The 24,045-nt window shown below is 36.3% G+C and carries 28 protein-coding genes; 14 read left to right on the plus strand and 14 right to left on the minus strand.

The features are described 5' to 3' along the window. Window positions 1-8: 8 nt before the first annotated feature. Window positions 9-905 carry an ROK family protein gene (locus BN1225_RS06265; RefSeq protein ID WP_041138920.1) on the minus strand — a complete coding sequence of 299 codons (897 nt, stop codon included), beginning with the start codon at window positions 903-905 and terminating at the stop codon, window positions 9-11. An 84-nt stretch (window positions 906-989) separates the two neighbouring features. Between BN1225_RS06265 and BN1225_RS06270 the strand changes: the two genes are divergently transcribed. Then, on the plus strand, window positions 990-1,763 hold the full coding sequence (locus BN1225_RS06270) for a Cof-type HAD-IIB family hydrolase (RefSeq protein ID WP_041138921.1): 774 nt from the start codon (window positions 990-992) through the stop codon (window positions 1,761-1,763). 48 nt (window positions 1,764-1,811) lie between these two features. Here the strand turns inward: BN1225_RS06270 and ytvI are convergent, their stop codons facing one another. After that, complete coding sequence (ytvI, locus tag BN1225_RS06275; RefSeq protein WP_041138922.1) at window positions 1,812-2,915, minus strand: sporulation integral membrane protein YtvI; 1,104 nt, start codon at window positions 2,913-2,915, stop codon at window positions 1,812-1,814. 159 nt (window positions 2,916-3,074) lie between these two features. On the opposite strand from ytvI, the gene BN1225_RS06280 reads away from it, so the two are divergent. From BN1225_RS06280 to BN1225_RS06335, 12 genes are read left to right on the plus strand one after another with little or no spacing between them, the layout of a single operon-like run. Further along, window positions 3,075-3,575 carry an NADH-quinone oxidoreductase subunit NuoE family protein gene (locus tag BN1225_RS06280; RefSeq protein WP_041138923.1) on the plus strand — a complete coding sequence of 167 codons (501 nt, stop codon included), beginning with the start codon at window positions 3,075-3,077 and terminating at the stop codon, window positions 3,573-3,575. Beyond that, window positions 3,572-3,934, plus strand: a complete 363-nt coding sequence (locus tag BN1225_RS06285) for a hypothetical protein (protein ID WP_041138924.1) — start codon at window positions 3,572-3,574, stop codon at window positions 3,932-3,934. The genes BN1225_RS06280 and BN1225_RS06285 overlap by 4 nt, the downstream gene beginning before the upstream one ends. Next, window positions 3,927-4,337 carry an ATP-binding protein gene (locus tag BN1225_RS06290; protein ID WP_041138925.1) on the plus strand — a complete coding sequence of 137 codons (411 nt, stop codon included), beginning with the start codon at window positions 3,927-3,929 and terminating at the stop codon, window positions 4,335-4,337. Before BN1225_RS06285 ends, BN1225_RS06290 begins: the two co-directional genes overlap by 8 nt. After that, window positions 4,334-5,524 (plus strand): [Fe-Fe] hydrogenase large subunit C-terminal domain-containing protein, encoded by a 1,191-nt coding sequence (locus tag BN1225_RS06295; protein ID WP_041138926.1) that lies wholly within the window; start codon window positions 4,334-4,336, stop codon window positions 5,522-5,524. The genes BN1225_RS06290 and BN1225_RS06295 overlap by 4 nt, the downstream gene beginning before the upstream one ends. Beyond that, window positions 5,514-5,843 (plus strand): hypothetical protein, encoded by a 330-nt coding sequence (locus BN1225_RS06300; RefSeq protein ID WP_041138927.1) that lies wholly within the window; start codon window positions 5,514-5,516, stop codon window positions 5,841-5,843. Before BN1225_RS06295 ends, BN1225_RS06300 begins: the two co-directional genes overlap by 11 nt. Window position 5,844: 1 nt before the next feature. Continuing rightward, complete coding sequence (locus BN1225_RS06305; protein WP_041138928.1) at window positions 5,845-6,528, plus strand: PHP domain-containing protein; 684 nt, start codon at window positions 5,845-5,847, stop codon at window positions 6,526-6,528. A gap of 3 nt (window positions 6,529-6,531) precedes the next feature. Further along, window positions 6,532-7,065 carry an ATP-binding protein gene (locus tag BN1225_RS06310; RefSeq protein ID WP_041138929.1) on the plus strand — a complete coding sequence of 178 codons (534 nt, stop codon included), beginning with the start codon at window positions 6,532-6,534 and terminating at the stop codon, window positions 7,063-7,065. Further along, window positions 7,062-7,430: a (2Fe-2S) ferredoxin domain-containing protein gene (locus tag BN1225_RS06315; RefSeq protein WP_041138930.1), complete on the plus strand. Its 369-nt coding sequence runs from the start codon at window positions 7,062-7,064 to the stop codon at window positions 7,428-7,430. The genes BN1225_RS06310 and BN1225_RS06315 overlap by 4 nt, the downstream gene beginning before the upstream one ends. A 13-nt stretch (window positions 7,431-7,443) precedes the next feature. Further along, the gene (locus BN1225_RS06320; protein WP_041138931.1) at window positions 7,444-9,237 is read left to right on the plus strand and encodes an NADH-quinone oxidoreductase subunit NuoF; all 1,794 of its coding nucleotides are present in this window, start codon (window positions 7,444-7,446) and stop codon (window positions 9,235-9,237) included. 12 nt (window positions 9,238-9,249) lie between these two features. Beyond that, window positions 9,250-11,007, plus strand: a complete 1,758-nt coding sequence (locus BN1225_RS06325) for an NADH-dependent [FeFe] hydrogenase, group A6 (protein ID WP_041138932.1) — start codon at window positions 9,250-9,252, stop codon at window positions 11,005-11,007. A gap of 13 nt (window positions 11,008-11,020) precedes the next feature. Then, the gene (locus BN1225_RS06330) at window positions 11,021-11,911 is read left to right on the plus strand and encodes a hypothetical protein (RefSeq protein ID WP_041138933.1); all 891 of its coding nucleotides are present in this window, start codon (window positions 11,021-11,023) and stop codon (window positions 11,909-11,911) included. Further along, on the plus strand, window positions 11,904-12,617 hold the full coding sequence (locus BN1225_RS06335; RefSeq protein WP_041138934.1) for an ABC transporter permease: 714 nt from the start codon (window positions 11,904-11,906) through the stop codon (window positions 12,615-12,617). The genes BN1225_RS06330 and BN1225_RS06335 overlap by 8 nt, the downstream gene beginning before the upstream one ends. Before the next feature lie 6 nt (window positions 12,618-12,623). On the opposite strand, the gene BN1225_RS06340 is transcribed toward BN1225_RS06335, so the two are convergent. The 6 genes from BN1225_RS06340 to proS form a co-directional block, all read right to left on the minus strand. After that, complete coding sequence (locus tag BN1225_RS06340) at window positions 12,624-12,971, minus strand: hypothetical protein (protein ID WP_041138935.1); 348 nt, start codon at window positions 12,969-12,971, stop codon at window positions 12,624-12,626. A gap of 136 nt (window positions 12,972-13,107) precedes the next feature. Then, window positions 13,108-13,332, minus strand: a complete 225-nt coding sequence (locus BN1225_RS06345) for an acyl carrier protein (protein WP_041138936.1) — start codon at window positions 13,330-13,332, stop codon at window positions 13,108-13,110. A gap of 26 nt (window positions 13,333-13,358) precedes the next feature. Further along, complete coding sequence (locus BN1225_RS06350) at window positions 13,359-13,757, minus strand: MG284/MPN403 family protein (RefSeq protein ID WP_041138937.1); 399 nt, start codon at window positions 13,755-13,757, stop codon at window positions 13,359-13,361. Between the two features lie 51 nt (window positions 13,758-13,808). Continuing rightward, window positions 13,809-14,540 carry a tyrosine-protein phosphatase gene (locus tag BN1225_RS06355; RefSeq protein WP_041138938.1) on the minus strand — a complete coding sequence of 244 codons (732 nt, stop codon included), beginning with the start codon at window positions 14,538-14,540 and terminating at the stop codon, window positions 13,809-13,811. A 91-nt stretch (window positions 14,541-14,631) separates the two neighbouring features. Beyond that, window positions 14,632-16,842 carry a sensor domain-containing diguanylate cyclase gene (locus BN1225_RS06360; protein WP_041138939.1) on the minus strand — a complete coding sequence of 737 codons (2,211 nt, stop codon included), beginning with the start codon at window positions 16,840-16,842 and terminating at the stop codon, window positions 14,632-14,634. A gap of 329 nt (window positions 16,843-17,171) precedes the next feature. After that, on the minus strand, window positions 17,172-18,608 hold the full coding sequence (gene proS, locus BN1225_RS06365; RefSeq protein ID WP_041138940.1) for a proline--tRNA ligase: 1,437 nt from the start codon (window positions 18,606-18,608) through the stop codon (window positions 17,172-17,174). Between the two features lie 168 nt (window positions 18,609-18,776). Between proS and BN1225_RS06370 the strand changes: the two genes are divergently transcribed. Further along, window positions 18,777-19,241, plus strand: a complete 465-nt coding sequence (locus BN1225_RS06370) for a helix-turn-helix transcriptional regulator (protein WP_041138941.1) — start codon at window positions 18,777-18,779, stop codon at window positions 19,239-19,241. Between the two features lie 181 nt (window positions 19,242-19,422). On the opposite strand, the gene BN1225_RS06375 is transcribed toward BN1225_RS06370, so the two are convergent. The 6 genes from BN1225_RS06375 to BN1225_RS06405 all read right to left on the minus strand — a co-directional run bounded on the left by BN1225_RS06375 (window position 19,423) and on the right by BN1225_RS06405 (window position 24,011). Further along, window positions 19,423-19,899: a hypothetical protein gene (locus BN1225_RS06375; protein WP_147585189.1), complete on the minus strand. Its 477-nt coding sequence runs from the start codon at window positions 19,897-19,899 to the stop codon at window positions 19,423-19,425. A 422-nt stretch (window positions 19,900-20,321) separates the two neighbouring features. Beyond that, window positions 20,322-20,570, minus strand: coding sequence for a DUF1653 domain-containing protein (locus BN1225_RS06385; protein WP_041138944.1), 249 nt, complete (start codon window positions 20,568-20,570; stop codon window positions 20,322-20,324). Between the two features lie 107 nt (window positions 20,571-20,677). Continuing rightward, complete coding sequence (locus BN1225_RS06390; protein WP_187117540.1) at window positions 20,678-21,592, minus strand: TPM domain-containing protein; 915 nt, start codon at window positions 21,590-21,592, stop codon at window positions 20,678-20,680. Between the two features lie 59 nt (window positions 21,593-21,651). Next, window positions 21,652-22,179, minus strand: a complete 528-nt coding sequence (locus tag BN1225_RS06395) for a hypothetical protein (protein WP_041138946.1) — start codon at window positions 22,177-22,179, stop codon at window positions 21,652-21,654. Between the two features lie 17 nt (window positions 22,180-22,196). Beyond that, the gene (locus BN1225_RS06400; protein ID WP_041138947.1) at window positions 22,197-23,345 is read right to left on the minus strand and encodes a toxic anion resistance protein; all 1,149 of its coding nucleotides are present in this window, start codon (window positions 23,343-23,345) and stop codon (window positions 22,197-22,199) included. Next, the gene (locus BN1225_RS06405; protein WP_041138948.1) at window positions 23,346-24,011 is read right to left on the minus strand and encodes a 5-bromo-4-chloroindolyl phosphate hydrolysis family protein; all 666 of its coding nucleotides are present in this window, start codon (window positions 24,009-24,011) and stop codon (window positions 23,346-23,348) included. Window positions 24,012-24,045: the final 34 nt, after the last annotated feature.

The following is a 24,045-nucleotide window of genomic DNA, read 5'->3' on the forward strand; positions in this document are numbered from 1 at the left end:
CATTTTTATTATACTAATTGATATAACTGCATGAAATTGTATAGAGCCCCTAAGAGATTAGAATCATTATTGAATTTACATTTCACGACATTTGGTTTTCCGATGTGTGGAACTTTTTCCCAAATAACATCTACCTGATTTTTCAATTCTTCAATCAAGCGTGGCTGTTCACTGATTCCGCCACCGATACAAATCATATCCGGATCAAAAATTAACTGGCAGTTATAAAAATGTACTGCCGCTGAATAACAGAAATCTTTTAAAATTTCTTTAGCATCATGATCCCCCTCATGAAGCATTTCAAAGAACTTTTCACCATCAAAAGCATCTTTGGGCATTCCTTTTTTTATTGATAATTTAGCGCCTAAAAGCAACGCTGAATTTTGATGTGCCCAAATGACCGGTTCCTTATGACGATCCATTTCATTTAGCAGGAAACTTACTTCTCCCGCGATTAAACGATTTCCACGATGAATACGTTTATTTTTAATGACCGCTCCGGCTATACCGGTACCAAAGGCAATCACAATCGCATCTTGAACATCTTTTGCACTTCCAATCCAAACTTCGGCTAAGCCCGCACATTTCCCGTCATTTTCTACTGCTACAGGTAAATGATCACAACGTTTTGAAACAACGTCTTTTAGACATACTTGATGCAGAAAAGGAAGATTCCCACCATTATAAACGATTCCTTTTTCCACATCGACAGCTCCCGGAGTTGATATTGCAATCCCCTCCACTTGGCCTTTGAATTGTTGATATACCTTTTCCAAAGAATCGATGAATCCTTCTGCTCCTTGATCAAGAACAGTAGGAATTTTATCTTTAGATGTGATTTCTCCCGTTGGGGTAATTGTTGCATATTTTACGAATGACCCGCCAATATCAAATACTAAATACATGTTATTCACCCTCCTTTTTTGATTATACACTGAAACGCTTACATAAGGAATAAAAATTTGTTACAATGACTTAGAGGTGAGATTATGACAAAATTATTTTTCTTTGATATTGATGGAACCATTGCTCATGGTCAGCATATTCCAAAAGAAAATATCACAGCTTTAAAACAACTTCATAAACTTGGACATTATACATTTATTTGTACCGGTCGCCCAATCGGCTACGCTAAAATGCTGTTTGGTGATTTAGTCGATGGTTATATTACCAGCAATGGTCGCCAAGCTTATTTTCATAATGAACAAATATTGGATAAACCGTTGACACCCGAGGAAGTAAAACGCTTTATCTCTATCTGTGAAAGTGTCCATTGTGATTATGCGTTTATCGGCAGTCAAAAAGGCTATATCAGCAATGTATCAGAGACATTGTTTGAAAAATTAAACGGTCAGTATAAACGAGATGATTTTTTTGAACGTGTTTGGAAGCCCGAAGAAATAACCCCCTATATCTTTGATGTTTTCTACAAAGACGATGATCATTTTAAACAGATTGTCAATGCCTTTGAAAAGGAGGTTATATTAAATGACCATCATGGTGCTTTTTCAGCGGATGCGACAACAATCTCACATGACAAAGGTGACGGAATTGCCAGCGTATTAAAACATTTAAAAATGGAAGATGCCGATAGTTTTGCATTTGGTGATGGCAGCAACGATTTATGTATGTTTAAGTCCGTTAAAAATAAAATAGCGATGGGCAACGCCATTGATAGCCTAAAAAAGGAAGCGACATATATCAGCAGTGATTATTTAGATGGTGGTATTGTCAATGCTTTAAAACATTTTAATATATTATAAGAGAAAGACGGATTCTAAAGAGTTCGTCTTTTTAATAAAAAAGATCCATCATGAAGATGGATCAGGTTCGTCATTAATATTTCGATACAAGTGAATTTTACCAGTATCATTAAGATTCATGATAATAATAATCACGATCGGGCAAATCAACAGCCCCAATACGCCAAATACTTTTGCTCCGGCAAACATACTAATCAGCATCAGCAATGGATGGATTCCCACTTGTTTTCCGACTATCTTTGGTTCAATGATATTGCGGATGATAGTGATTATAATATAAAGAATCAACATTCCTATCGCTAAAGTAATTTCATTATTGATAAACAGGTAAACTACCCATGGAATCATAATGCCGCCGGTTCCCAAAACAGGCAGAACATCAAAGATTGAAATCAGCAAGGCAATTAAGAAAGGACTGCCTACTCCCAAAATCATAAACCCCACTGATAATTCCACAAACGTAATCGTCATTAGTTTCGCATATGCAAAGATGATTTGCAGTAATGTGTTGACTGCATAATCCTTAATTTCATAAAGCAGGCCTTTTACCTTAGGTGAACACTGAGCTAAGATAAATCGATTGATATGATGATAATCGATGGCGATAAAGAAAGAAGAAATGATGGTCACCAAAGCACTTAACAGAAAATTTGGAATACTGGCAATAAATCCCGAAATAAATTTCATTGAACTGCTTGAAATCACACTTCCAAAAGCGACCACAATTTCCATAAAGTTAGACTCTGCGTCTTTCAGCATTGCCAACAGCTGCGGAGAAAGACTGCCTACTAAACTTTCTATATCATTAAACAATCTCGTTACGGTTGGCTCAATATATACTTCAATCAGGGTTGGAAGATTTTTTAAATTTTCTCCGATAATAATCACCAGCTTAAAGACAAGCAAACTGATTCCGGCTCCAATCAATATATACAACAATAATAAAATGATAATGGCAATTCGTTCATTTTTAGCGTGCATCACTCTTTTTAAAGGCTTAATGATCATCTGCAGCAATGCCACAATCAAAAAAGCTAATATAAAAGGAAACAGCCATGCCATAGCGTACTTGAAAACAAAATAAGCAATGATGGCAATTAACCCATAATAAAGTACATTAATAATAAAAGAACGCTTTTTTTCTATATCCATAAGGTCACCTCTTTTTTTGTATTTTAACATATTTCTTATTAAATTTATAATAGAATTATAATGTGTTTTCAAAACTCTATTCGAAAAATGAAAACGGTATCATTTTATGGTGTTTTTTGTTATAATGGGAATAGATAAAAATAAGAAAGAGGTGTGGAAATGGAAAAATTAAATAAGAAGGCTATAGACTTCGTCGAGGATGTCATTTATCGCCATAAAGACGAGATGGGACCGGTAAAATTAATGCTTCATGAAATACAGCATGAACTTGGATATATTCCATTCAAAGCAATGCAGATGATGAGTGATGCTTTAGATATCCCGGTATCACAAATTTATGGTGTAGTGACTTTCTATGCACAGTTTACAACTGAACCTAAAGGTGAACATGTCATTGGGGTATGCTTGGGGACTGCCTGCTATGTCAATGGTTCACAGACAATTTTGGATTTATTAGTAGAAATGACCGGGGCCCCTGTTAATGGAACAAGTGAAGATGGTATTTTTTCGATCGATGCAACCCGTTGTGTCGGAGCCTGCGGTTTAGCTCCGGTAGTCAGTGTAGATGGAGTCGTCTTTGGTTGTTCTAAACAATTGGATGAACTCAAATACTTAGTCCTTTCTTATAAAAAAGGAGAGACTCCTGAGGCACAGGCATGATTTTAAAAGATGTGATTAAAATTCTTGATGCAGATGTCATTTATTCTGAAGATCCAGCAATTTTGGAGAAAGAGTATATCGATGCTTTTGCCAGTGATTTGATGAGTGATGCTCTCGCCTTGATATTAGATCATAATGAAGCTACATTACTGATCACCGGTTTGGCAAACACACAGGCAATCCGTACCGCTGAAATGCTGGATTTATCCGTTATCGTTTATGTGCGCGGAAAAATTCCAAACGAGGAACAAATTCAAACAGCGAAAATGTCAGGCATTGCTCTTCTTAGTGTTAAGCATACGATGTTTCAGACATGCGGTTTACTTTATGAAGCCGGATTGGGAAGATTAAATGATTAAGCATTATGACGTCTTGAAAGACGATTATGAAAATGCTGGAAAAGTATCAAGTGACATCAAGCGAACATTAAAACAGTTGGGATTAGATACTAAAACATTAAGGAATGTGGCGATTGCCGCTTATGAAGCAGAGATCAATATGATTATTCACAGTTTAGGAGGCGATATTACTTTTGAACTGAGCGATGAAGGAGAAGTGATTTTATGCTTTGATGATATTGGTCCCGGTATTCCTAATTTAGATTTGGCTTTGCAGCCGGGGTGGTCAACCGCTTCAGCAAAAGCAAGAGAACTTGGTTTTGGTGCAGGAATGGGATTAGTGAACATGAAACGTGTTGCCAATGATTTCCATATTGAATCTTCACCCCAAGGGACACATCTTAAAATGAGGTTTTCTTCATGAAACCGACAATTTGTTACACATTGCCTTCCTGTAAAAACTGTTTAAAATGTATACGTGCTTGTCCCACAGAGGCCATCACATTAAAAAACAACGAGATCAAAATCGATCAAAAGAAATGTATTGACTGTGACATGTGCATTGAAAGCTGCGATAGCCGTGGTCTTAAGATTACCAATGAACATATAACAAAAACCATGTCACAATATGATTATCGCGTTATTCTCGTTTCAACCAGTATCTTTTCAGATTTTAAGAACTTTGGGGAAGCGAAAAAAATGTTTAAAGCAATCGAACGTTTGGGTTTTGATGAAGTCGTGCAATACAGTGATATTGAGGGCGCTTTGTATATGGAGTCCATGCATCAGATAGAAAACGAGAACAGTTTAAAAATCTCCTCATTCTGTCCGACGATTAACCGACTAATTAAACAAAGCTATCCGACTTTAGTGGATAATCTGCTGCCTTTCAACTATCCTGTCGAAGTTGCCGCTAAAAAAGTGCGTGACCGACTTGCAGATCAGCATGGTAAAGTTGGGATTTATTCTTTATGTGAATGTGTCGGAAAAATGACTTTAGCGAAACATCCCTATGATAATGAAGATTCCTTTATTGATCATGCGATGAGCGTATCGCACATTTTTCCGAAAATCAATCGCTTAAAAAATGAAGATGAAGCGGAACTTCGAATTAGTCAGGAAGGGATTCAAAGCGTGGTCAGTGATTTCTATCATTTTGCACAGGGAACTCGTCCCGTTGTCAGTATCAGTGGTATTGATAACGTTAAAAAAGTATTGGAACTGGCGGAGTTTGGTCATATGGATGAAATTGGTCTGTTAGGTTTATTTGCCTGTTATAAAGGCTGTATCGGCGGATACTTCTTATGGTCGAATCCTTTTATCGGACGATTAAATATTGATCAAATGGTCGGGCACTCTACCCATCATCTTGCTTTGCTTAATAACGAAGATTACTTTAAGGAACATGAGTTAATCGATGAAGAACATATTAGTATGAAAGAAAAGATGCAGCGTTTTAAAAAGATCAGTGAGGTGCTGAGTACACTGCCTCAGTTTGACTGCGGTGCCTGTGGTTTTCCTAACTGCCGCGCACTTGCCGAACAGATTGTAGATAATGAAGCCGATGATTCCTATTGTCGGGTAAAAAGGAGAGACGATCATGCTGATTAAAGATATAAATCAACTTGAAGAAATAAAAATGATCCATGCCGGTGACCAAGATAAACAAATGGAAGGTGCCTACATTGGAGATCTATTAAGTATCGTGATGAGCAAGGCTGAAGAGAATCAGCTTTGGCTGACGGTTCAAGCGCATTTGAATGCACTCGCTGTGGCAACCCTTGTCGATATGGCAGGCATCCTGTTTGTCGAAGGAACACAAGTTGACGATGCAACGTTAGAAAGGGCTAAAGAATTAAATCTTCCGCTATATACAACTCATCTTTCTGCTTATGAAGCAGTAAAAAAATTAATAGCTTTAGGTATTTAAGATGTTTTACGATTTGCATATCCATTCTGCTTTATCGCCATGTGGAGATGACTCCATGACCATTAATAATATTATTAACATGGCGATGATTAAAGAATTGGATGTCATCGCTGTTACAGACCACAATTCATTAAAACAACAGACCTATCTAAAACAAATAAGCCGTAATAAAGTGCAGATCATCTATGGAGTTGAATTACAAACTCGAGAAGAGATTCATGTGCTGGGATATTTCAGAGAAGATAAAGTTCTTCCTGTCATGCAGGAATGGATAGATCAGCACTTACAAGTGATTTTAAATAAGCCCGAGTTTTTTGGCAATCAGCTGATCTTCAATCAAAATGATGAAATCATTGATCATGAAGAACGCTTGCTGCTTTCGTCGCTTGATACTTCGCTTGAAGATACAGTTGCTGCCATCCATCAGCATCATGGGATTGCCGTCCTAGCTCATGTTTTAGATAAACGTTACAGTGTTTTTGAAAATTTGGGGTTTATCCCTCCCGATTTAAAAATCGAGGGAATTGAAGTCAAAAGCGATGAACAGATTGACATTGTAAAGAAAAGAACACCTTATCTAAAAGATATTCCTTTTTTTAGAAATAGTGATGCTCATCAGCTGATTGATATCAGTGAACCGCTTCACTCAATGACTCAAACTCAATTTGAAGAATTATGGAGATAAATTATGCCTGATATTGCAATGCATTTATTAGATATTGTATATAACTCGATTCGTGCCCTAGCTAAAATGATTACCATCCGCATTCATGACAGTGAAAAAGAAAACATGATTGAGATCATTGTTGAAGATGATGGCTGTGGTATGGATGAAGAAACGATTCAGCATGTCATGGACCCTTTCTTTACCACTCGTACGACTAGAAAAGTAGGATTAGGTGTCCCGCTTTTTAAAGAAGGCGTTTTAGCAACAGGAGGAACTTTCGATATTTCATCCACTGTTGGAAAAGGAACCATGATTAAAGCATGCTACATTAAAAATCATTGGGATACTCCGCCATTAGGAGATCTAGCGGAAACCTTAGCTACATTAGTTCAAGCAAACGATCAAATTGATTATCTCTTTACCTATACAAGCGATACGCATCAATTCTGTTTAGATACAAAAGAAATAAAAGCCATCTTGGATGGTGTTAAAATAAATGAGCCGGAAATCATACTATGGCTTAAGGACTATATAAAGGAGGGACTCAGCCAATGAAGTCATTAAAAGATTTAGAGAAAATGAGAGAACAAGCCAAAAAGAAAATGGCAATGCGTTCTGATGATGAAAATCAATATCGTGTTGTCGTTGGAATGGCAACCTGTGGTATTGCCGCAGGAGCAAGGCCCGTATTAAATAAATTAGTGGAAGAAGTAGCACAGCATCATTTACCAGTAACAGTCACTCAGACAGGGTGTATCGGAATGTGTACATTAGAGCCTATCGTCGAAGTTTTTGATAAAGAGGGAAACAAAACAACCTATGTATTAATGGATGCAGAAAAAGCAGCAGAAGTTGTAACTCGCCATTTAATCGAAGGACAAGTAGTAACGGAATATACCGTTGGAAAGTATAAGCAATAGGGGAGGATGAAACATGGAAAGAATTCAAGTCATGGTTTGTGCCGGTACAGGATGTACAATCGGAAATTCCGGGGAATTGATTGAACTATTTAAAGAAGAAATCCGCAGTATCGGTTTACAAAATGAAGTTTCCGTTTTAAAGACAGGATGCTTAGGTCTATGTGGTTTTGGACCAAATATCTGCATTTATCCGGACAATATCATTTATAAATCTGTGAAGCCGGAAGATGTCAAAGAAATTGTCATGGAACATTTCTATAAAGGACGTCCGGTTACACGATTAATGCTGAATGAGAGCGATGAAGTCAGCAAAGAAATCTTGGACATCAATCACACTAAATTCTACGAAAAGCAAAAAAGAATTGCGCTGCATAACTGCGGTGTCATCGATCCTGAGAATATTGAAGAATATATCGGAAAAGACGGATATGCCGCTTTAGGAAAAGCATTAACGGAAATGAGCCCGCAAGAAGTAGTGGACGAAATCAAAGCCAGTGGTTTACGTGGACGCGGTGGTGGAGGTTTCCCTACCGGAGTGAAATGGCAAGCTGCATTAAATCAGCCGGGAGATGAAAAATATGTCATCTGTAATGCTGACGAAGGAGATCCGGGAGCTTTTATGGATCGTTCAATTCTCGAAGGAAATCCACATAGTATTTTAGAAGCAATGGCCATTGCCGGATATGCAATCGGTGCCCATCATGGATATATTTATATTCGTGCAGAATATCCAATTGCTGTGGAACGTTTGGAAACAGCGATTTCACAAGCAAAAGAATTAGGATTATTAGGAGATAATATTTTTGGTACCGGATTTGACTTTGATTTGGAAATCCGTTTGGGAGCCGGAGCTTTTGTCTGTGGTGAAGAAACGGCCTTGATTCAATCTATTCAAGGGGAGCGAGGGATGCCGATTCCAAAACCGCCATTTCCGGCTGAACGTGGGGTTTGGGGAAAACCAACCATCATTAACAATGTAGAAACATATGCAAACCTTACCCAGATTATCTTAAATGGAGCGGATTGGTTTAAATCCATCGGAACAGAAACTTCTCCGGGAACAAAAGTATTTGCGCTTGGCGGAAAAATCACCAATACCGGATTAGTAGAAGTGCCAATGGGGACCACATTAAGAGAAATTATTTATGAAATCGGTGGCGGATGCCCTAACCGTAAAGAATTCAAAGCAGTTCAGACCGGTGGTCCAAGTGGCGGATGCTTAACCGAAGAACAGTTAGATACACCAATCGGTTTTGATGAACTGATCAAATTAGGTTCTATGATGGGATCTGGTGGGATGATCGTCCTTGATGAAGATAACTGTATGGTAGACGTTGCCCGTTTCTATATGGATTTCATCGTTGATGAATCATGTGGTAAATGTACACCTTGTCGTGTCGGAACTAAACGTTTGTTAGAAATTTTAGAGAAAATCTGCAACGGTGAAGGAACTTTAGACTTACTAGATGAACTGGAAACGTTGTCTCATACAATCAAAGACACAGCATTATGTGGTTTGGGACAGTCTGCCCCTAACCCTGTCTTATCTACTTTAGAACATTTTAAAGACGAATATATCGCCCATGTCGTAGATAAAAAATGTCCTGCCGGAATCTGTAAAGCCTTGTTAGAATATAAAGTCAATGCAGAAAAATGTAGAAAATGTGGATTATGTGCACGTCAATGTCCGGTAAGTGCAATAAGCGGTGCTGTAGGTAAAGAAACATATCATATTGATATGGAAAAATGTATCAAGTGTGGAAACTGTATCAAAGCTTGTCACTTTGAAGCAATCGAAAGAAAGTAGGAGATGAGAATAATGGGAAAAATAAAACTAACAATCAATAATCGTGTAGTTGAAGCCGAAGAAGGTCAGACTGTTTTAGAAGTTGCTAGAGAAAATGGTATTCACATCCCTACTCTTTGCTACTTAAAAGATTTGACCGGAACCGGAGCTTGTCGTGTTTGTCAGGTAGAAATTGAAGGGGCACGTACCTTATGTGCAGCTTGTGTTTATCCGGTAAGAGAAGGACTTGTTGTCAAAACACATTCTGTTCGTGCTTTAGAAGCAAGAAAAAATGTGGTAGAATTAATTGTATCGAATCACTCTAAAGACTGTTTGTCATGTATTCGCAACACAAATTGCGAATTACAGCGTCTATGTCAGGAATTAGGTGTGCGTGAAGATGCCTATGCAGGAAATAAAACACCTTCTACTTTTGATGAGGTATCACCAGGAATCGTTCGTGATACGTCTAAATGTGTTTTATGCGGACGATGCGTTGCGGCCTGCAAGAAGATTCAAGGATTAGGTGTTCTCGGATTCATGGATCGTGGCTTTAAAACTAAAGTCGGTCCGGTTTATGACCGCAGTTTCAATGATGTCAACTGTATGCAGTGCGGACAATGTATCAATGTATGTCCGGTTGGGGCACTTCATGAAAAAGAAGAAATTCATGATGTTATCAATGCCATCAACGATCCACATAAACATGTTATTGTGCAAACAGCACCAGCGGTTCGTGCCAGCCTCGGTGAAGAATTTGGCATGCCGATCGGTACTCGTGTTACCGGTAAAATGGTAGCCGCTCTTAAAATGATGGGATTTGACCGAGTATATGATACAAACTTCGCAGCCGATTTGACCATTATGGAAGAAGGCTATGAATTCATCCATCGTGTTAAAGAAGATGGTGTTTTGCCAATGATTACTTCTTGTTCACCAGGATGGGTCAATTATGTAGAAACTCAATATCCAGAAATATTAGATCATTTATCAAGCTGTAAATCCCCGCATATGATGTTTGGTGCCATGGCTAAATCTTATTACGCAAAACAGCAGCGTTTAGATCCGAAAGATATCTATGTTGTTAGCGTTATGCCTTGTGTCGCTAAAAAAGGGGAAAAAGAACGTGAACAAATGATCAATAACGGAATGAAAGATGTTGATGCGGTTATTACAACACGTGAACTTGGCAAGATGATCAAAATGTTCGGAATCAACTTTAAAGACTTAGCAGATGACCAGTTCGATCAGGATTTCTTTGGAGAATACAGTGGAGCCGGGGTGATTTTTGGTGCCAGCGGTGGTGTTATGGAAGCTGCATTAAGAACAGTGGCCGATGTTTTAACAAACCAAGACATTGAAGAAATCGAATATCAGCAAGTGCGTGGTGTCGAAGGACTTAAAGAAGCTACGCTCAACATCGGGGATTTAGAAGTAAAAGTTGCTGTTGCTCAATCAATGAGCGTCGCTCGTCCGTTGTTGGAAGATATCAAGAAAGGAACATCGCCTTATCATTTTATTGAAATCATGGGATGTCCTGGCGGATGTGTCAATGGTGGCGGACAATCTTATATCAATGCCTTAGTACGAAACAGCGGGTTTAACTATAAATTAGCACGTGCTAAAGCACTCTATGATGAAGATGAATCATTGCCAGTAAGAAAATCACATAAAAACAAACAGATTCAAGAATTGTATGATAATTTCTTAGGAGCCCCAAATTCACACTTAGCTCATGAATTATTACACACAACCTACAGTAAGAGGGAAAAATATCCGGATAAGGATTAACGGGGGAAGTCGTATGAAGTTTATTAAATATTTATTATGTTGTACACTTTTATTTATAGGGGGATGCAGCAGCAGTCCAAAAACCGAAAGTAAAAAACTAAATATCCTTTGTCCTAGTGGTGCGCCGTCATTGGCGCTCACTAGCATTTACGAAGATCATAATGTCACGATTGTGGAAGGCACCGATCTTTTGATTGCTGAGCTCTCTAAAAAAGACAGTGAGTATGATCTCATCATTGCCCCCATCAATCTTGGTGGAAAATTGATAGCTGCGAATCAGACTGATTATCGTCTCGACAGTATCATCACTTGGGGAAACCTTTATTTAGTCGGAACCGGCCAGGAAGCATTGAGTGAACAAGGTGAAATTGCTTTATTTGGTCAGGGTGCTGTACCGGAAAAGATTTACAATACTGCCAATATTGACACTGCTTTAACCCCTAATTACTATAATGCCGGTAATTATGTGCAGACTCAGTTATTAAGCGGTCAAAGCAAAGTGGGATTGCTCGCTGAACCACTAGCCACCGCAACCATTGCTAAAGCTAAAAGTGAAGGGATTGAATTGCAGGTCTTAATGGATCTTCAGCAAGCCTATGCTGACGCTAAAGGAACAGAATACGGATATCCGCAAGCCGCTATTTTTGCTAAAGACAGTGAGGCGGTCAAAGAAGTAACAAAACAGATCCAGGAATACTGCGATGGCGGTTTTAATGGTATGGATGGATATTTAGACACGATTGGTGTCGATACATTAAAATTACCTAGCAAAGAAGTGACTTTAAAATCTTTAGATAAGCAAAATATTAAGTATAAGAAAGCTAAAGATGTTACAAATGATATCACAACTTTCTTAAAAGAATTTAATATTGATTTTGATAACAGCATGTTATTGAATGAATAAAAAATGTTTATCGATCATTATATTGATCCTACTATGGCAATTTCTAGCCATGCTGACAGCCAGAGAAGTTCTGCTTCCTCAGCCCATCCATGTTTTTACGAGAATCTACGAAATGCTGTTATCAGGTAAATTTTATGGAGCGGTGGCAACAACCCTTCTCCGTGCAAATTTAAGTTTTCTGATTGCGCTTCTATTGGGAATCAGCTTAGGACTGCTTGCTTCCTTTCATTCACAGGTTGAAGCTTTCCTAAGCCCCATTCTTTCTTTTCTGCAAACCATTCCGCAGATTTCCTATATGATTATTCTGCTTGTTTGGTTTGATCAGTTTATGTGCATTCTCATCATCATTCTTTTAATGACCTTTCCGATCGTCTATCATAATATTCTGACGGGAATGAAAAACATTGATGCCAGTTTGATTGATATCATTCGTCAATATCAGCACCCGATGCCGTTTTTAATCTTTAGGGTCTATTTACCCCTCATCAAGCCGTATATTTATTCTGCGGTCGATGCGATTCTGCCTTTAAGTTTAAAGATCGGCGTAATGGCAGAAGTACTGATTCAAACACGTACCGGGATTGGGGCTCAGCTTTATTTAGCACGTTTAAACATTGACATGACAGGCGTCTTTGCCTGGACAATCTGTCTTGTGATGCTGCTGATGTTAGAAGTCAAAATCGTTCATTTAGGACTACGAAAGTAGTCCTTTTTATATCCCAAAATATTTTCGGTAAGTCTCTTCCATTTCTTCATCCCCTATTTTTCTTTTTACAAACTGATCTAATTCTTGAAAAGAATAGTTTTCTAAAAGACAACGTAAAATCAGATGTCGCTGAAAACATGTAAAATCCTGATGATGATAATGGTGCTGTTTTAAATATAATAAGAAGCGTTGCTTTATTATATAAAAATCACTAAAATAATCAGGCTGTCCATATACATCACTCATAAATGCTGCATATTCTATCAGATCTTCTTTTAACTTATCTAAATCGTGATAGTTGCTTAATGTAAGTGAGAGTTGATTTAATAAATACTCTAAAGTTTCTCTCTCCAAATCAATCACCTCATCTAACTTATTCTCAGCAATTATGATATCTTCTCAAAATAATGGGTGAATGACTTTTTCATAAAATCATATTTATATTAAACTGCACATAAAAAAACACCTATCATAAGATAGGCATTCATGATTATTGTCTTTTTGCTTCTACTAAGTGAATCAAATCTCCGACTGTTTTGATGGTTAGTAGCTCTTCATCTTCAAATTGCACGTCTAATGCTTCTTCCATTTGGAATACTAAGTCCACTAAATCTAATGAATCAATTCCAAGATCTTTAAAATTAGATTCTTCCGTTAATGTTTTTCCTTTTAATTTTGGTTCCAAAACTTCTGTAATTTTTGCTAAATAATCCATTATTTTCACCTCTTAGACTTATTATATCATTTTATCAAATAAAATAAAACATCATCTAATGCTTTCTTACGCAAACGATAATAAGTCGAACGTGAATAATATTCATTCCACCATTCCCTTTTGTTGGGGTTTAAATAATCTTTTTCAATCAGCTGATAAATTTCTTTAGGCAATGAAGCTAAGATCCCATCAATAAAAGTAACAACCGTTTCCAAGTTCTCTTTCTTTTCTATATAATTAATCATAGATGTTTCTAAATGGTTATAAGGGGCATGACGATCCTTAATGACATTATATTGTAATTGTGGGTAAAATTCCTTTTCATTGATCAATCTTAACTGCAGTTGTGCTTTTTGATATTCTCTGATAATTCCCCTTAATAATTTATCTTTCTCTTTTAAACTCATTTTATCTAAATCTGTCATAAAAATAATCCTCCTAACGTAAATATTCTATACATTAGGAGGAATTACTCATTAAAATGTAAAATTTTCTTTTAATTCGTCGATTTCTTCATTCGTTAATCCAATTTTCACTAGATATTCCTGACTGCTTCCATAATGATCGCGCAAATGATTCAACATTTTCATCATATAGAGTGGTTCTGAATATAAATAACGCACTTGTCCGGGTTCAAGCATCTTTTCCAATTTCTCATTAATCTCCATATTATTTTCATAAGATTCTGAGTAATCTTTCACGATATCGTACTCATGGCATCCTGCCAGATCAAGAAGCAATGCAGCAATGACCCCGGTACGATCTTTCCCCGCTGAACAATGAAAAATAACGCCGTCATAAGGATATTGCACAAATGTTTTAAATACCTCTTTAATGGCTGGCTGAGCTTGATCCAATAAGACACAGTACAAATCTCCCATATCTTTAAAATCCATGTTCTGGGGAACTAAAACCGCATCGCCGCCACCAAATAAATCAATGCTGTAATATTTAATGACATCATCATCCATTAAGACATTAGGTTCCTTTTGACGTTCTGCCCCACTTCTTAGATCAATGACTGCACGCATTCCATAATCAATTAAATATTGACGGTCCACTTCCGTTAAATTGTCCATTCCCGCACAACGAACATATTTATGTGATTTTGTATAAGCCCCACTCTGTGTTTCGTATCCGCCTAAATCACGTGTATTCCTTACCGATGTAATAGGCAGTAATCGCTCTTCTCTACTCATATATTGCATATGTTTCACCTCATTTTTCATTATACTATAAACGCTTATAAAAAACGATGATAAAATCATCGTTTAACCTTGCTTACATACATCTAATCCCTTATTTATTTCGCTTTGCTCTTAAAACAACATCCAATATATTTGAGATTAAAGACAATGTACTGATTTCTTCTTTATTCCATATACGCCGTCCTGTACACTCATCAAATCTTACTAATCCGGTGATCCTTTCTCCATCTTTAAAGGCACACTGAAGCGTTGCCTTTACTCCCTGTTTAATAAAAAATTCAGATTGCTCAATCGGCAGCTTATGAAGATCTTGACAATAAAAACAATTATCTTGATCAAATAAGTTTTTATATTTTTTTATCTGTTCATAGTGAATATAGTCAGGGTTCTCGATTGATAAAGACATTTTCTCCCTACTCCACTCATAAGTTTTTTTGATCTGTTCTTCTTTCTTTATATTTTCATAAATATAAATGCGATCCACATCAAATTGTCTGCTGACAATTTCCAACACCATCATTATAGCTTCATCGATATTTTCCATCTGATAAAGAATACGGAAAACATAACGTGCCAAGTTATCTGAGCTCTCGGAATAATGCTTTTCTGAATCAATCATTGCCCCAAGGGAGGAAGCTACCGGCGCCAATTCTTTTTCAAAACTCGGATCATAAATGACATAACTGTTCTTTCCATTGGTTTTTGCCTGATATAAGGCTTTATCCGCACAATAATACATCTCCTCAAAAGTATTTCCATCTTTAGGGCAAATAGAAATTCCAATACTGCAGCTTACCTTCATTGTCTTTTTATCATGTTCAAAAAGATGATGAAACATTTCCAACAATTCCTGAGCCTTATTTTTAGCAGCATCAATTGAAGGAATATCTTTCATAAAAATTGTAAACTCATCTCCGCCGATTCTGCCTACTAAATCGGATTCACTAATGATTCTTTTCATTCCGGCTGCCATCTCACTTAATACAATATCCCCTGTCATATGACCATGTGTATCATTGATATGCTTAAAATTATCTGTATCAATCATGAATAGAGCACTCATTGTTTGGGGTTGTTCACATAAAAATTCCTTAATCTGTGTTTCTGTAGCATCACGGTTGTAAATACCTGTTAAAGCATCCTTCTCAGCTTTACGCTGCAGTTTTTCAATCTGTCTGCGTTCATTTGTAATATCAAGACCAATACTGTAATAAGAAGGAATACCATCCCAACTGTCTTCTCCACTAATATAACATAAGGTGACTGTCCATAGACGTTCCTCTTTTGAACGTGTATACGCCCGTGCTTCAAACAAAACATTATCCCCCGTCTTTTTCATCCTGTCAATGAGTGATAATGCACGTTTTAGATCCTCTGGGTGTAAATAGGCACATTCATTATGCAGTTCTTCTTCGAACTGTTCATTGGTATATCCGATCATATCTAAAAAGATTCCATTATGCCATAAGACGGTTTTAAAATCTCTAGCATCTACCCTCGCCATTCCCGCAGGAATAGTTTTTAAAATGGCTTCTCTTTCCTGATCTTTTTTAGCGAGTTTAAACTCTGTACTATACATATCATAAGATAATTCTATTCTAGCTTTATGCCCATGCCAATCCAACATTCTATCTTTAATTATGAATGTACGATTCAAATTTGGATTATAGAATTCCCAATCATAGGATTTTTCTTTAGTTAAACGAGAATTTGTGCAGAACGGACACGGACTTGCTCTTCCCTGAATCGCTTCATAGCATTTTCTGCCAATCAATTGGTTTTGACTAACCTGCAAAGTATCACACGAATGTTTATTCACATAAAGCAAATCATATGTATCCATATCACTGATATAAACATTTCCTCCATATTCTGCCATCATCCATTCAAAATTGTCAGTCCGTTCTGCATTCAGTTGTTCCAATTTATTTTTAGTTTGATAAAGATCATCTATCTGTGTATATGTCAAATAGGCAATTTCTGTTTCATCTTTTTCCTTTAATAAGATAACTGTCAGTCTTACCCAAAAGCTTTTTCCTTCTTTATTTATAAAAGGATGGTCAGCCTGTATTTCTTTTCCATCATAATAACCACCAAGCTTCTTTCTTAACTCCTTAAAATTCAAGCTGTTTTTCCCGAAAATTTCAGTTATAAGGTCATTTTGTTCATCAAACCCAAACAATGAATAAAAGGCAGCATTTGCTTCCAGCAAAGGAAGTGTCTCATTTACAAGGTGTTTGCTAGTGGGAATATGAGATATTGTCATCATCATTTCCATTTTGTTTAAGTCTATCTCTTTCATTACTGCATCCTCCCAAACTGCACTATTTTTAAACCCATCCAATAAAGTTTTTTCGTATTATATATAAGAATATGAAGATTTTCATCTTTAATAATGTTTTTTCATCTAGTCTGTATATATTATACTTCTAATTATGAAATTTAGCTATCTTTAACAGTCTATCCAATCTGAAATTCATGTTTTATAGACAAATATCTTTTACCTTAGCTTTATAGGATACAGTGTTTTTCACATAATAAAATCCTACTCTTATGGATAAAGGAATCTAACGACCACATTTGTCCATTTTAGTAGGATTATATTATTTCACTTTATTATTGGAATAGATTCTAGTAAGCTTTAGCAAAGTAAACGATTTTCTTTGCTTCCTTGCCACAGTAGATACATTTATCGGAATGGGCTTCCCCTTCAACAATACAACGTGTAGAAGCTCCTGTTTCATCCTTGATTTTCTTTTCACATTCCTCATCACCACACCACATCGCTTTGATGTATCCGCCTTTAGTTTCTAAGACTTCTTTGAACTCTGAATAAGTAGAAACGGTATGAGTATGAGTGTCACGATGTTTTAAAGCACGATCATACATTTCATCATGGATCTGATCCATTAAAGCGTGAATGATTTGGGCTAAATCTTCTGATAATGATTGTGTCTGTTTTGTCCCATCATTACGTTTTGCTATGACACATTGATTGGCTTCAATATCTTTAGGTCCTAATTCAATACGCAGAGGAATTCCGCGCATTTCTGCCTCTGAAAATTTCCATCCCGGTGATTTATCGCTGTCATCTACCTTGACACGTATCCCGGCTGCTTTTAATTGCGCAGCTATTTCATCTGCTTTCTCCAGTACTCCCGGTTTTTGTTGTTGGATAGGAACGATAACAACCTGTGTAGGAGCAATACGCGGCGGTAATACTAACCCATTATTATCCCCATGCACCATGATAATAGCACCTAACAAACGTGTTGATACGCCCCAAGATGTTTGATAAATATATTTTTGTTTGCCATCTTTATCTAAAAACTTAATGTTAAAGGCTTTTGCAAATCCTTGTCCAAAATAGTGCGACGTTCCTGACTGTAATGCTTTTCCATCATGCATCAATGCTTCAATCGTATAGGTTTCCTCTGCTCCGGCAAACTTTTCTTTTTCGGTTTTACGCCCGGTCACCATTGGAATTGCCAAAAGATCTCGTGCTAATTCATCATAAATATTTAAAATAGCCAACGTTTCGTCACGTGCTTCTTCTCTACTGGCATGAATGGTATGTCCTTCCTGCCATAAGAATTCAGATCCACGCAAAAATGGACGTGTTGTTTTTTCCCATCTGACAACTGAGCACCATTGATTATATTTTTTTGGTAAATCACGATAGGAATTTACTATTTTCGCATAATGTTCGCAGAATAATGTCTCAGAAGTGGGACGTACAATAAGTGGTTCTTCTAATTCATCCAAACCACCTTTTGTTACTACTGCACATTCCGGGGCAAAACCTTCTACATGATCTGCTTCTTTTTGCAACAGTGATTGTGGGATCAACATTGGCATATAAACATTTTCATGTCCGGTTTGTTTAAAACGCTGATCTAAATAGCTTTGAATTCTTTCCCATAATGCATAGCCGTAAGGACGATAGATGATAAAACCTTTGATACTTGAATAGTCCATTAACTCAGCTTTGCGGCAGACATCAGTATACCATTGTGCAAAATCAACTTCCATTGCGGTTATTGCATCGTTTTTCTTATTGTTTGCCATACTTTCTCTCCTTTAATCATACATGTTATATCTTACCAAAAAACGCATTGAGATACAATATCCTTTATTTGATGTTAAAAAAAGGGGCATATTTGACCATTATAATGGGTAGAGTTTTCTCTTCCCTAACGATATAATGAAGCTGTAAAAGATAAGGAGGACATGGTTATGAATTTAGGAAACAGTTTATTTCATGCAAGAAAGAAATGCGGACTTTCACAAGAAGTTGTGGCAGAAAAGTTAGGGGTGAGCAGACAAACCGTTTCAAAATGGGAAACGAATGAAACGACTCCCGATATTCGCCAATCGAAAAAAATGGCTGTTCTTTACAATATATCTTTAGATGAGCTGATCGATTTTGACATTGATATCAAAGAAATTCAAGAGATTATTGAAAAGACCAGTGAAGCAACAGAAGAAAAAGTTGACTGGACAAGTGCATGGGGGAAAAAATATCCTATTTTGCTCTCTTATCAAAGCAAAGTAAATATTCCCTACTATGCTCATGGTTTAAGTCAAATGTTGGATGAAATGCAGCGTGAGTATCAGTTTAATGACCTGGATGCTATGCTGGTTCTTAAAGATATTTTGGGTCAGGTTTGGAAAAATCGTAAACATAAAGTAAAGCGATAACCTCTTGTCTGTCTAATCTATTTTGTTAACCCACTAAGCAGTGCATCTATAGGATTCACTGTTTTTTGTATAAAAAACGACACCTGTAAGGTGTCCAATATGATATATATCTTTCAAAATGTATTCAGTCATGACATACTTTTAGACGAAACAAATAATAATTTAGAAATGCATCATCTTATTACTCTTTAATTCCAAAATCAGAAATGCTGACTTCTTCACCATTGTCAAATGGCATTAGCCAAAAGGTCAACGTTATATCTTCATCATTAAGGGTAGTCTCTATAATATCAAACTTGATGCTCTCCCCTTTAAAATATACTTCTGATAATTTCTGATAAATTATACCTACAAAAAAGCTTTTATCATATCTGTAGTCTTCACCGTTATGGATATAATATGTTGCCTTTTCTTCAATAAATAATGGCTGTCCACTATACATACCATTTTCAATAAATCCTTCTGCATTCCCTTGTATTCCCTCATAATAGTAAAGTTCTTCCTGATTGATTTTTCCTTTAAATATTATTCCCTCGATATAAGGTTTATTCTCATAATGGAATACTTCTTCCACATTTGTGATATGTTGTTCTTTAATATAGTTATCTTTATATTCATGAAATTCAGATTGACTGCATCCCATAAGCAAAGTTAACATTATAAATAAAACGAGAACCTTTTTCATCTCAAACACACCTCTCAATCATAAGAAATCTATTTTATCCATATAATTATATTATTTTATTTATTGCCTAACTGTCTTTTTGGAAAACTTAATAAAGTCAACAAGATAAAACAAGACTCTCTATCACATCAACTCGAAGGGAAAAAAGGCAACTAATAGTCTCCACACCACTTTATCATTATTCATTAGTTTCATCATAACTTCTCCATTTTCATATATTCTCTTATAGTCACAATCCTTTGATAACCATAGTTTGTTATTTCCCTCAATTTTGCCATTATGATAAATGAATGTAATAAACTTATAAAAGGATAATGTCTTTATTTGAAATGGGTTGAAGAATCTTATAAAAAGATAACCACTCAATTGAAAGCAAATCATAATTTTTCAATGACTTATTTTTCCTTAACACTTTTAATAGTTTGTAATTCGAATCTATATTTTTGTTTGATATTCGGATATTTCCCATGGTCTACTTCCGAGATAAACATCGCATAAGGTCGTATATATAAGCCTGTATCCCCATATAACGCTCTATATACCACGTATTTTTCATTGGTTTCACTATGAATGGCTATATCCTCAACTAAATATAAATCGCCTTTGAAATGTCTGTAAATAGATTTAACTTTAACTTCGTTCATTGCTTTTCCTCCTATAATCTCGCTGTGTGATATATGATACACTCTTGTGTTTAGATGAATAGATGGTAAACTATAAAATAAAACATGAGGGCTTTCCCCATGTCTGATTAATGCCTTCCTACTCCGCCGCCACTTGAACGACCACCACCACTCCCTCTTGATCGGCTCACTGGAGAAGATGGGGAACTTGGTTTAGACGCCGGTTTGGATACCGGTCCGGAAACTCTTGAACTGGTATGTGTACGTGTAGTAGGTCTTGGTGAACGAACCACTGTTTTTGGTGTCGAACGTGATTCTTCTTCATAAAAAGTATAAAAAGGTGTATAAGATGATGTTGTCTGTGGGGGACTCGGAGTCCTTTTGGGTTCACTCTTTTTTACTTTTGGTGCTTTTTCTTTCTTTTTAGGTTCCGTTGAGACCAATTTTGGTGCGGGAAGGATTTCGACTCCTTCTAATTCTTTCATTGTTTTTTTATTCTTTAAAATGCGATATGCTAACAAAATGACGATACTGCCCCATATTGCACTCAACGCTATTTTTACCGGATAAGTCAACTCATTTGTTTTGTTAGAAATAGACTGGTAATAATATTGCAGATGGGAGCAAATACTTTTATGCACATCATTTATTCGTGTATTATAATCATTGCCATAATCCACCATATCATTAAACTGATAATTATATACGACGTTAGAAAGAAAAGAATCTGAAACAATGGATTTAATACCGTCTCCTTGCATAATCCAATAGTCTTTTTGCTCCGTTACAATAAGAATCAACACGCCATTATTCTTATCAGGATCACCAAGTCCCCAACCGTTGAATAACTGAATCGCATAATCTTGGGTTGATAGCCCTTCGGTTGTTTTAACTGTCACAACAACGACCTGTGCTCCATATTGTCTTTCTATACTGGCTCCTCTTGAATTTATCGTCGAAATCGTGGAAGTTGACAAGATACCTGCACTATCATTGCAATATTGACCGTTGTCTTCTACAATCGCTTGAATTGGATTTATCATAACGATAAAAATGAAGATACTGATTAGGATAGTCACATACTTTTTCATTTTCTTATCCATCATGCAAATAATTCTGCATTCCCTTTCCCAACAAATTCTTTAATAAAGGAAACCGGAAAATGAGTCAATTCTTCATTCCACTTCTTTACTGCCTGATTATAATTCTCTTTTGATCGAGAAATCAGATCATAAGCAGAATAGAAATTTTGATAGATTTGATTAAGTAAACGCTCATTTTCTGTTGTCAGCATTTGTCCTACCATACTTATCTTTAGTGCATCAAACGAAGATTGCAGCTTAACAAAGGATAAGTATTTCTCGTGCTTAGAGGTGGCTTCATTAAAGAAATTCAAATCTGCTTCCAATGAATCGATTAAGTCTTTATCTTTACTCTCATTTTTAGCTAAAACAATAAGGCTTGCCGCATACTGCGACTGGCGTTCCAATTCAGGCTGAAGCTGCTGCACATAGATGGATTCCACCTGATTGCTTTTTTGAATAACTGCTTTGCTGCCTCCTAAAAAGACAGCCGCCGCGATCATTAATCCCATGATCATGGCGGCTGTTTTATTATCTTTAAAGTTCATTCGTATTCACCTGCTTACTATGCACGAATATCTAATAATTTTTGTTTTAATTCTCCCTCAATACGCTGTAATTCTTTTTCAGCTTCGATACGTTTCTGTTTACCTTCATCTTGAATTTTAACCACTTCATCCAATGTTTCAATCAAAGATTGATTAGTATGCTTCAATGTTTCTAAATCAATAATTCCACGTTCAGATTCTTTCGCTGTTTCAATCGTTCCCATTTTCAATGTATCTGCATTTTTCTTCAATAAGTCATTCGTCATTTCAGTAACACTTCTTTGTGCTTCCATTGCTTCACGTGAGTGCTGAATACCTAAAGCTAATACCATTTGTGATTTCCATAATGGGATAGTATTGACAATGACAGACTGAATCTTTTCTGCCATCAACGTATCATTATTTTGAACTAAACGAATCTGCGGTGCCATTTGAATGGCTACAATTCGTGTCAGTTCCAAGTCATGAATCTTCTTTTCAAAACGGTTGATCAAGCTGGCATAGTCATTTGCAGCCTGTGAATCTTCCGGAGTTTGGGTCTGCTGTGCTTTTTCTACTAATTTAGGCAATTCTTCTGCTTTTGCTTTTTCCAGTTTTTTCTTACCCGCTAAAATATAAAGTGTCAATTCTTTATAGTTTGTCATATTTAATTCATACATTTGATCTAACATAGCGATATCTTTTAATAAAGTTACCTGATGGTTCTCTAAATTACGAGTAATCTTATCCACATTTGATCCAACTTTTGAATATCTTGCCTTGATTTCTTCTGTCTTGCTTCTTGCTTTTTTGAACATTCCGAAGAACCCTTTGTTTTCTTCCGTTCCCATATCCATTTCTTTTAATTCTCCGACTAAAGATGACACCATATCCCCTATTTCTCCGAGGTCTTTGGTGCGGACTTTATCTAAAGTAGATTCTGAAAATCCAGAAATCTTATTTTGAGCTGCAGCTCCATACTGTAAAACTAATTGAGAATTAGTAATATCAATTTTTTCCGAAAAATCTTCCACCAATTGTTTTTCTTCCGGTGTTAATTTTGATTCTTCCAAATCAGATTCCGGCAATGCTTCTTCGACTGGTTTGATCTTTGGTTCTTCCACAGCCGCACTTTCTCCTAGTGGATCTAATGTCAAAGTTGGCATTTTCACTTCTTTTTCTTCCATTTAATCTCTCTCCTCTTTCATTTCATCTAACAATAAACCATCTTGATGCAGCATTGTTTTTAACACTTCAATTTCTGCATTGGCATCAATCATCTGATTTTGATATAACGCTTCATACTTACGATGAATCGCTTGTTTCATCATTTCGACTGCCCCTTCAATTTCCCTAGCAGTATCTTTTACCTTTCCTTTTTGCTCTCCCAACGTTTCATAGCGAGCATAGGTTTGAAGCAGCTCGATTAAAGATGGAATATAATAAGCCAATAGTTTTCTTATACTTGTTGTATCCTTTGGATGTTCACGCAAGTATTTGAATATTTGCTGAATCGTACTGACAATTTCATCAAGATCCCGACTCATCTTTTCATCAGCAATTACTTGGTTCAAATCATTCATAATCTTTATTTGTATCGCTGCTTCTTTTTCCATTTTCTCTAAAGTCAACGTATTTTCAACATCAACGATCTCCTTGTCCTTTTCAATCGTTACATCGTGAAAAACAAAGCTTTTTAAACCTAAATAGACGGCAATCCCAAGTCCCGCTAAAATAAAATAATCGGATAGGCGGTACAGATCAAATACAAAGGCATATATTAAGCAAAAAACACCTACTCCATAAAACGGATACGGCGAACAAATTTTATTTTTAATTGTCATTTGCCCCATTTTTTGCACATCCTTTAATTAACATTATACATGG

Origin of the sequence: Beduini massiliensis (assembly GCF_000829905.1) — a bacterium.
GTDB lineage: Bacteria > Bacillota_I > Bacilli_A > Erysipelotrichales > Coprobacillaceae > Beduini > Beduini massiliensis.

Bases quoted from the DNA above. Each gene is read 5' to 3' on its own strand.
- BN1225_RS06265 (WP_041138920.1), bottom strand. From the start codon at position 905: ATGTATTTAGTATTTGATATTGGCGGGTCATTCGTAAAATATGCAACA.
- BN1225_RS06270 (WP_041138921.1), top strand. From the start codon at position 990: ATGACAAAATTATTTTTCTTTGATATTGATGGAACCATTGCTCATGGT.
- ytvI (WP_041138922.1), bottom strand. From the start codon at position 2,915: ATGGATATAGAAAAAAAGCGTTCTTTTATTATTAATGTACTTTATTAT.
- BN1225_RS06280 (WP_041138923.1), top strand. From the start codon at position 3,075: ATGGAAAAATTAAATAAGAAGGCTATAGACTTCGTCGAGGATGTCATT.
- BN1225_RS06285 (WP_041138924.1), top strand. From the start codon at position 3,572: ATGATTTTAAAAGATGTGATTAAAATTCTTGATGCAGATGTCATTTAT.
- BN1225_RS06290 (WP_041138925.1), top strand. From the start codon at position 3,927: ATGATTAAGCATTATGACGTCTTGAAAGACGATTATGAAAATGCTGGA.
- BN1225_RS06295 (WP_041138926.1), top strand. From the start codon at position 4,334: ATGAAACCGACAATTTGTTACACATTGCCTTCCTGTAAAAACTGTTTA.
- BN1225_RS06300 (WP_041138927.1), top strand. From the start codon at position 5,514: ATGCTGATTAAAGATATAAATCAACTTGAAGAAATAAAAATGATCCAT.
- BN1225_RS06305 (WP_041138928.1), top strand. From the start codon at position 5,845: ATGTTTTACGATTTGCATATCCATTCTGCTTTATCGCCATGTGGAGAT.
- BN1225_RS06310 (WP_041138929.1), top strand. From the start codon at position 6,532: ATGCCTGATATTGCAATGCATTTATTAGATATTGTATATAACTCGATT.
- BN1225_RS06315 (WP_041138930.1), top strand. From the start codon at position 7,062: ATGAAGTCATTAAAAGATTTAGAGAAAATGAGAGAACAAGCCAAAAAG.
- BN1225_RS06320 (WP_041138931.1), top strand. From the start codon at position 7,444: ATGGAAAGAATTCAAGTCATGGTTTGTGCCGGTACAGGATGTACAATC.
- BN1225_RS06325 (WP_041138932.1), top strand. From the start codon at position 9,250: ATGGGAAAAATAAAACTAACAATCAATAATCGTGTAGTTGAAGCCGAA.
- BN1225_RS06330 (WP_041138933.1), top strand. From the start codon at position 11,021: ATGAAGTTTATTAAATATTTATTATGTTGTACACTTTTATTTATAGGG.
- BN1225_RS06335 (WP_041138934.1), top strand. From the start codon at position 11,904: ATGAATAAAAAATGTTTATCGATCATTATATTGATCCTACTATGGCAA.
- BN1225_RS06345 (WP_041138936.1), bottom strand. From the start codon at position 13,332: ATGGATTATTTAGCAAAAATTACAGAAGTTTTGGAACCAAAATTAAAA.
- BN1225_RS06350 (WP_041138937.1), bottom strand. From the start codon at position 13,757: ATGACAGATTTAGATAAAATGAGTTTAAAAGAGAAAGATAAATTATTA.
- BN1225_RS06355 (WP_041138938.1), bottom strand. From the start codon at position 14,540: ATGCAATATATGAGTAGAGAAGAGCGATTACTGCCTATTACATCGGTA.
- BN1225_RS06360 (WP_041138939.1), bottom strand. From the start codon at position 16,842: ATGAAAGAGATAGACTTAAACAAAATGGAAATGATGATGACAATATCT.
- proS (WP_041138940.1), bottom strand. From the start codon at position 18,608: ATGGCAAACAATAAGAAAAACGATGCAATAACCGCAATGGAAGTTGAT.
- BN1225_RS06370 (WP_041138941.1), top strand. From the start codon at position 18,777: ATGAATTTAGGAAACAGTTTATTTCATGCAAGAAAGAAATGCGGACTT.
- BN1225_RS06375 (WP_147585189.1), bottom strand. From the start codon at position 19,899: ATGTTAACTTTGCTTATGGGATGCAGTCAATCTGAATTTCATGAATAT.
- BN1225_RS06385 (WP_041138944.1), bottom strand. From the start codon at position 20,570: ATGAACGAAGTTAAAGTTAAATCTATTTACAGACATTTCAAAGGCGAT.
- BN1225_RS06390 (WP_187117540.1), bottom strand. From the start codon at position 21,592: ATGATAAATCCAATTCAAGCGATTGTAGAAGACAACGGTCAATATTGC.
- BN1225_RS06395 (WP_041138946.1), bottom strand. From the start codon at position 22,179: ATGAACTTTAAAGATAATAAAACAGCCGCCATGATCATGGGATTAATG.
- BN1225_RS06400 (WP_041138947.1), bottom strand. From the start codon at position 23,345: ATGGAAGAAAAAGAAGTGAAAATGCCAACTTTGACATTAGATCCACTA.
- BN1225_RS06405 (WP_041138948.1), bottom strand. From the start codon at position 24,011: ATGGGGCAAATGACAATTAAAAATAAAATTTGTTCGCCGTATCCGTTT.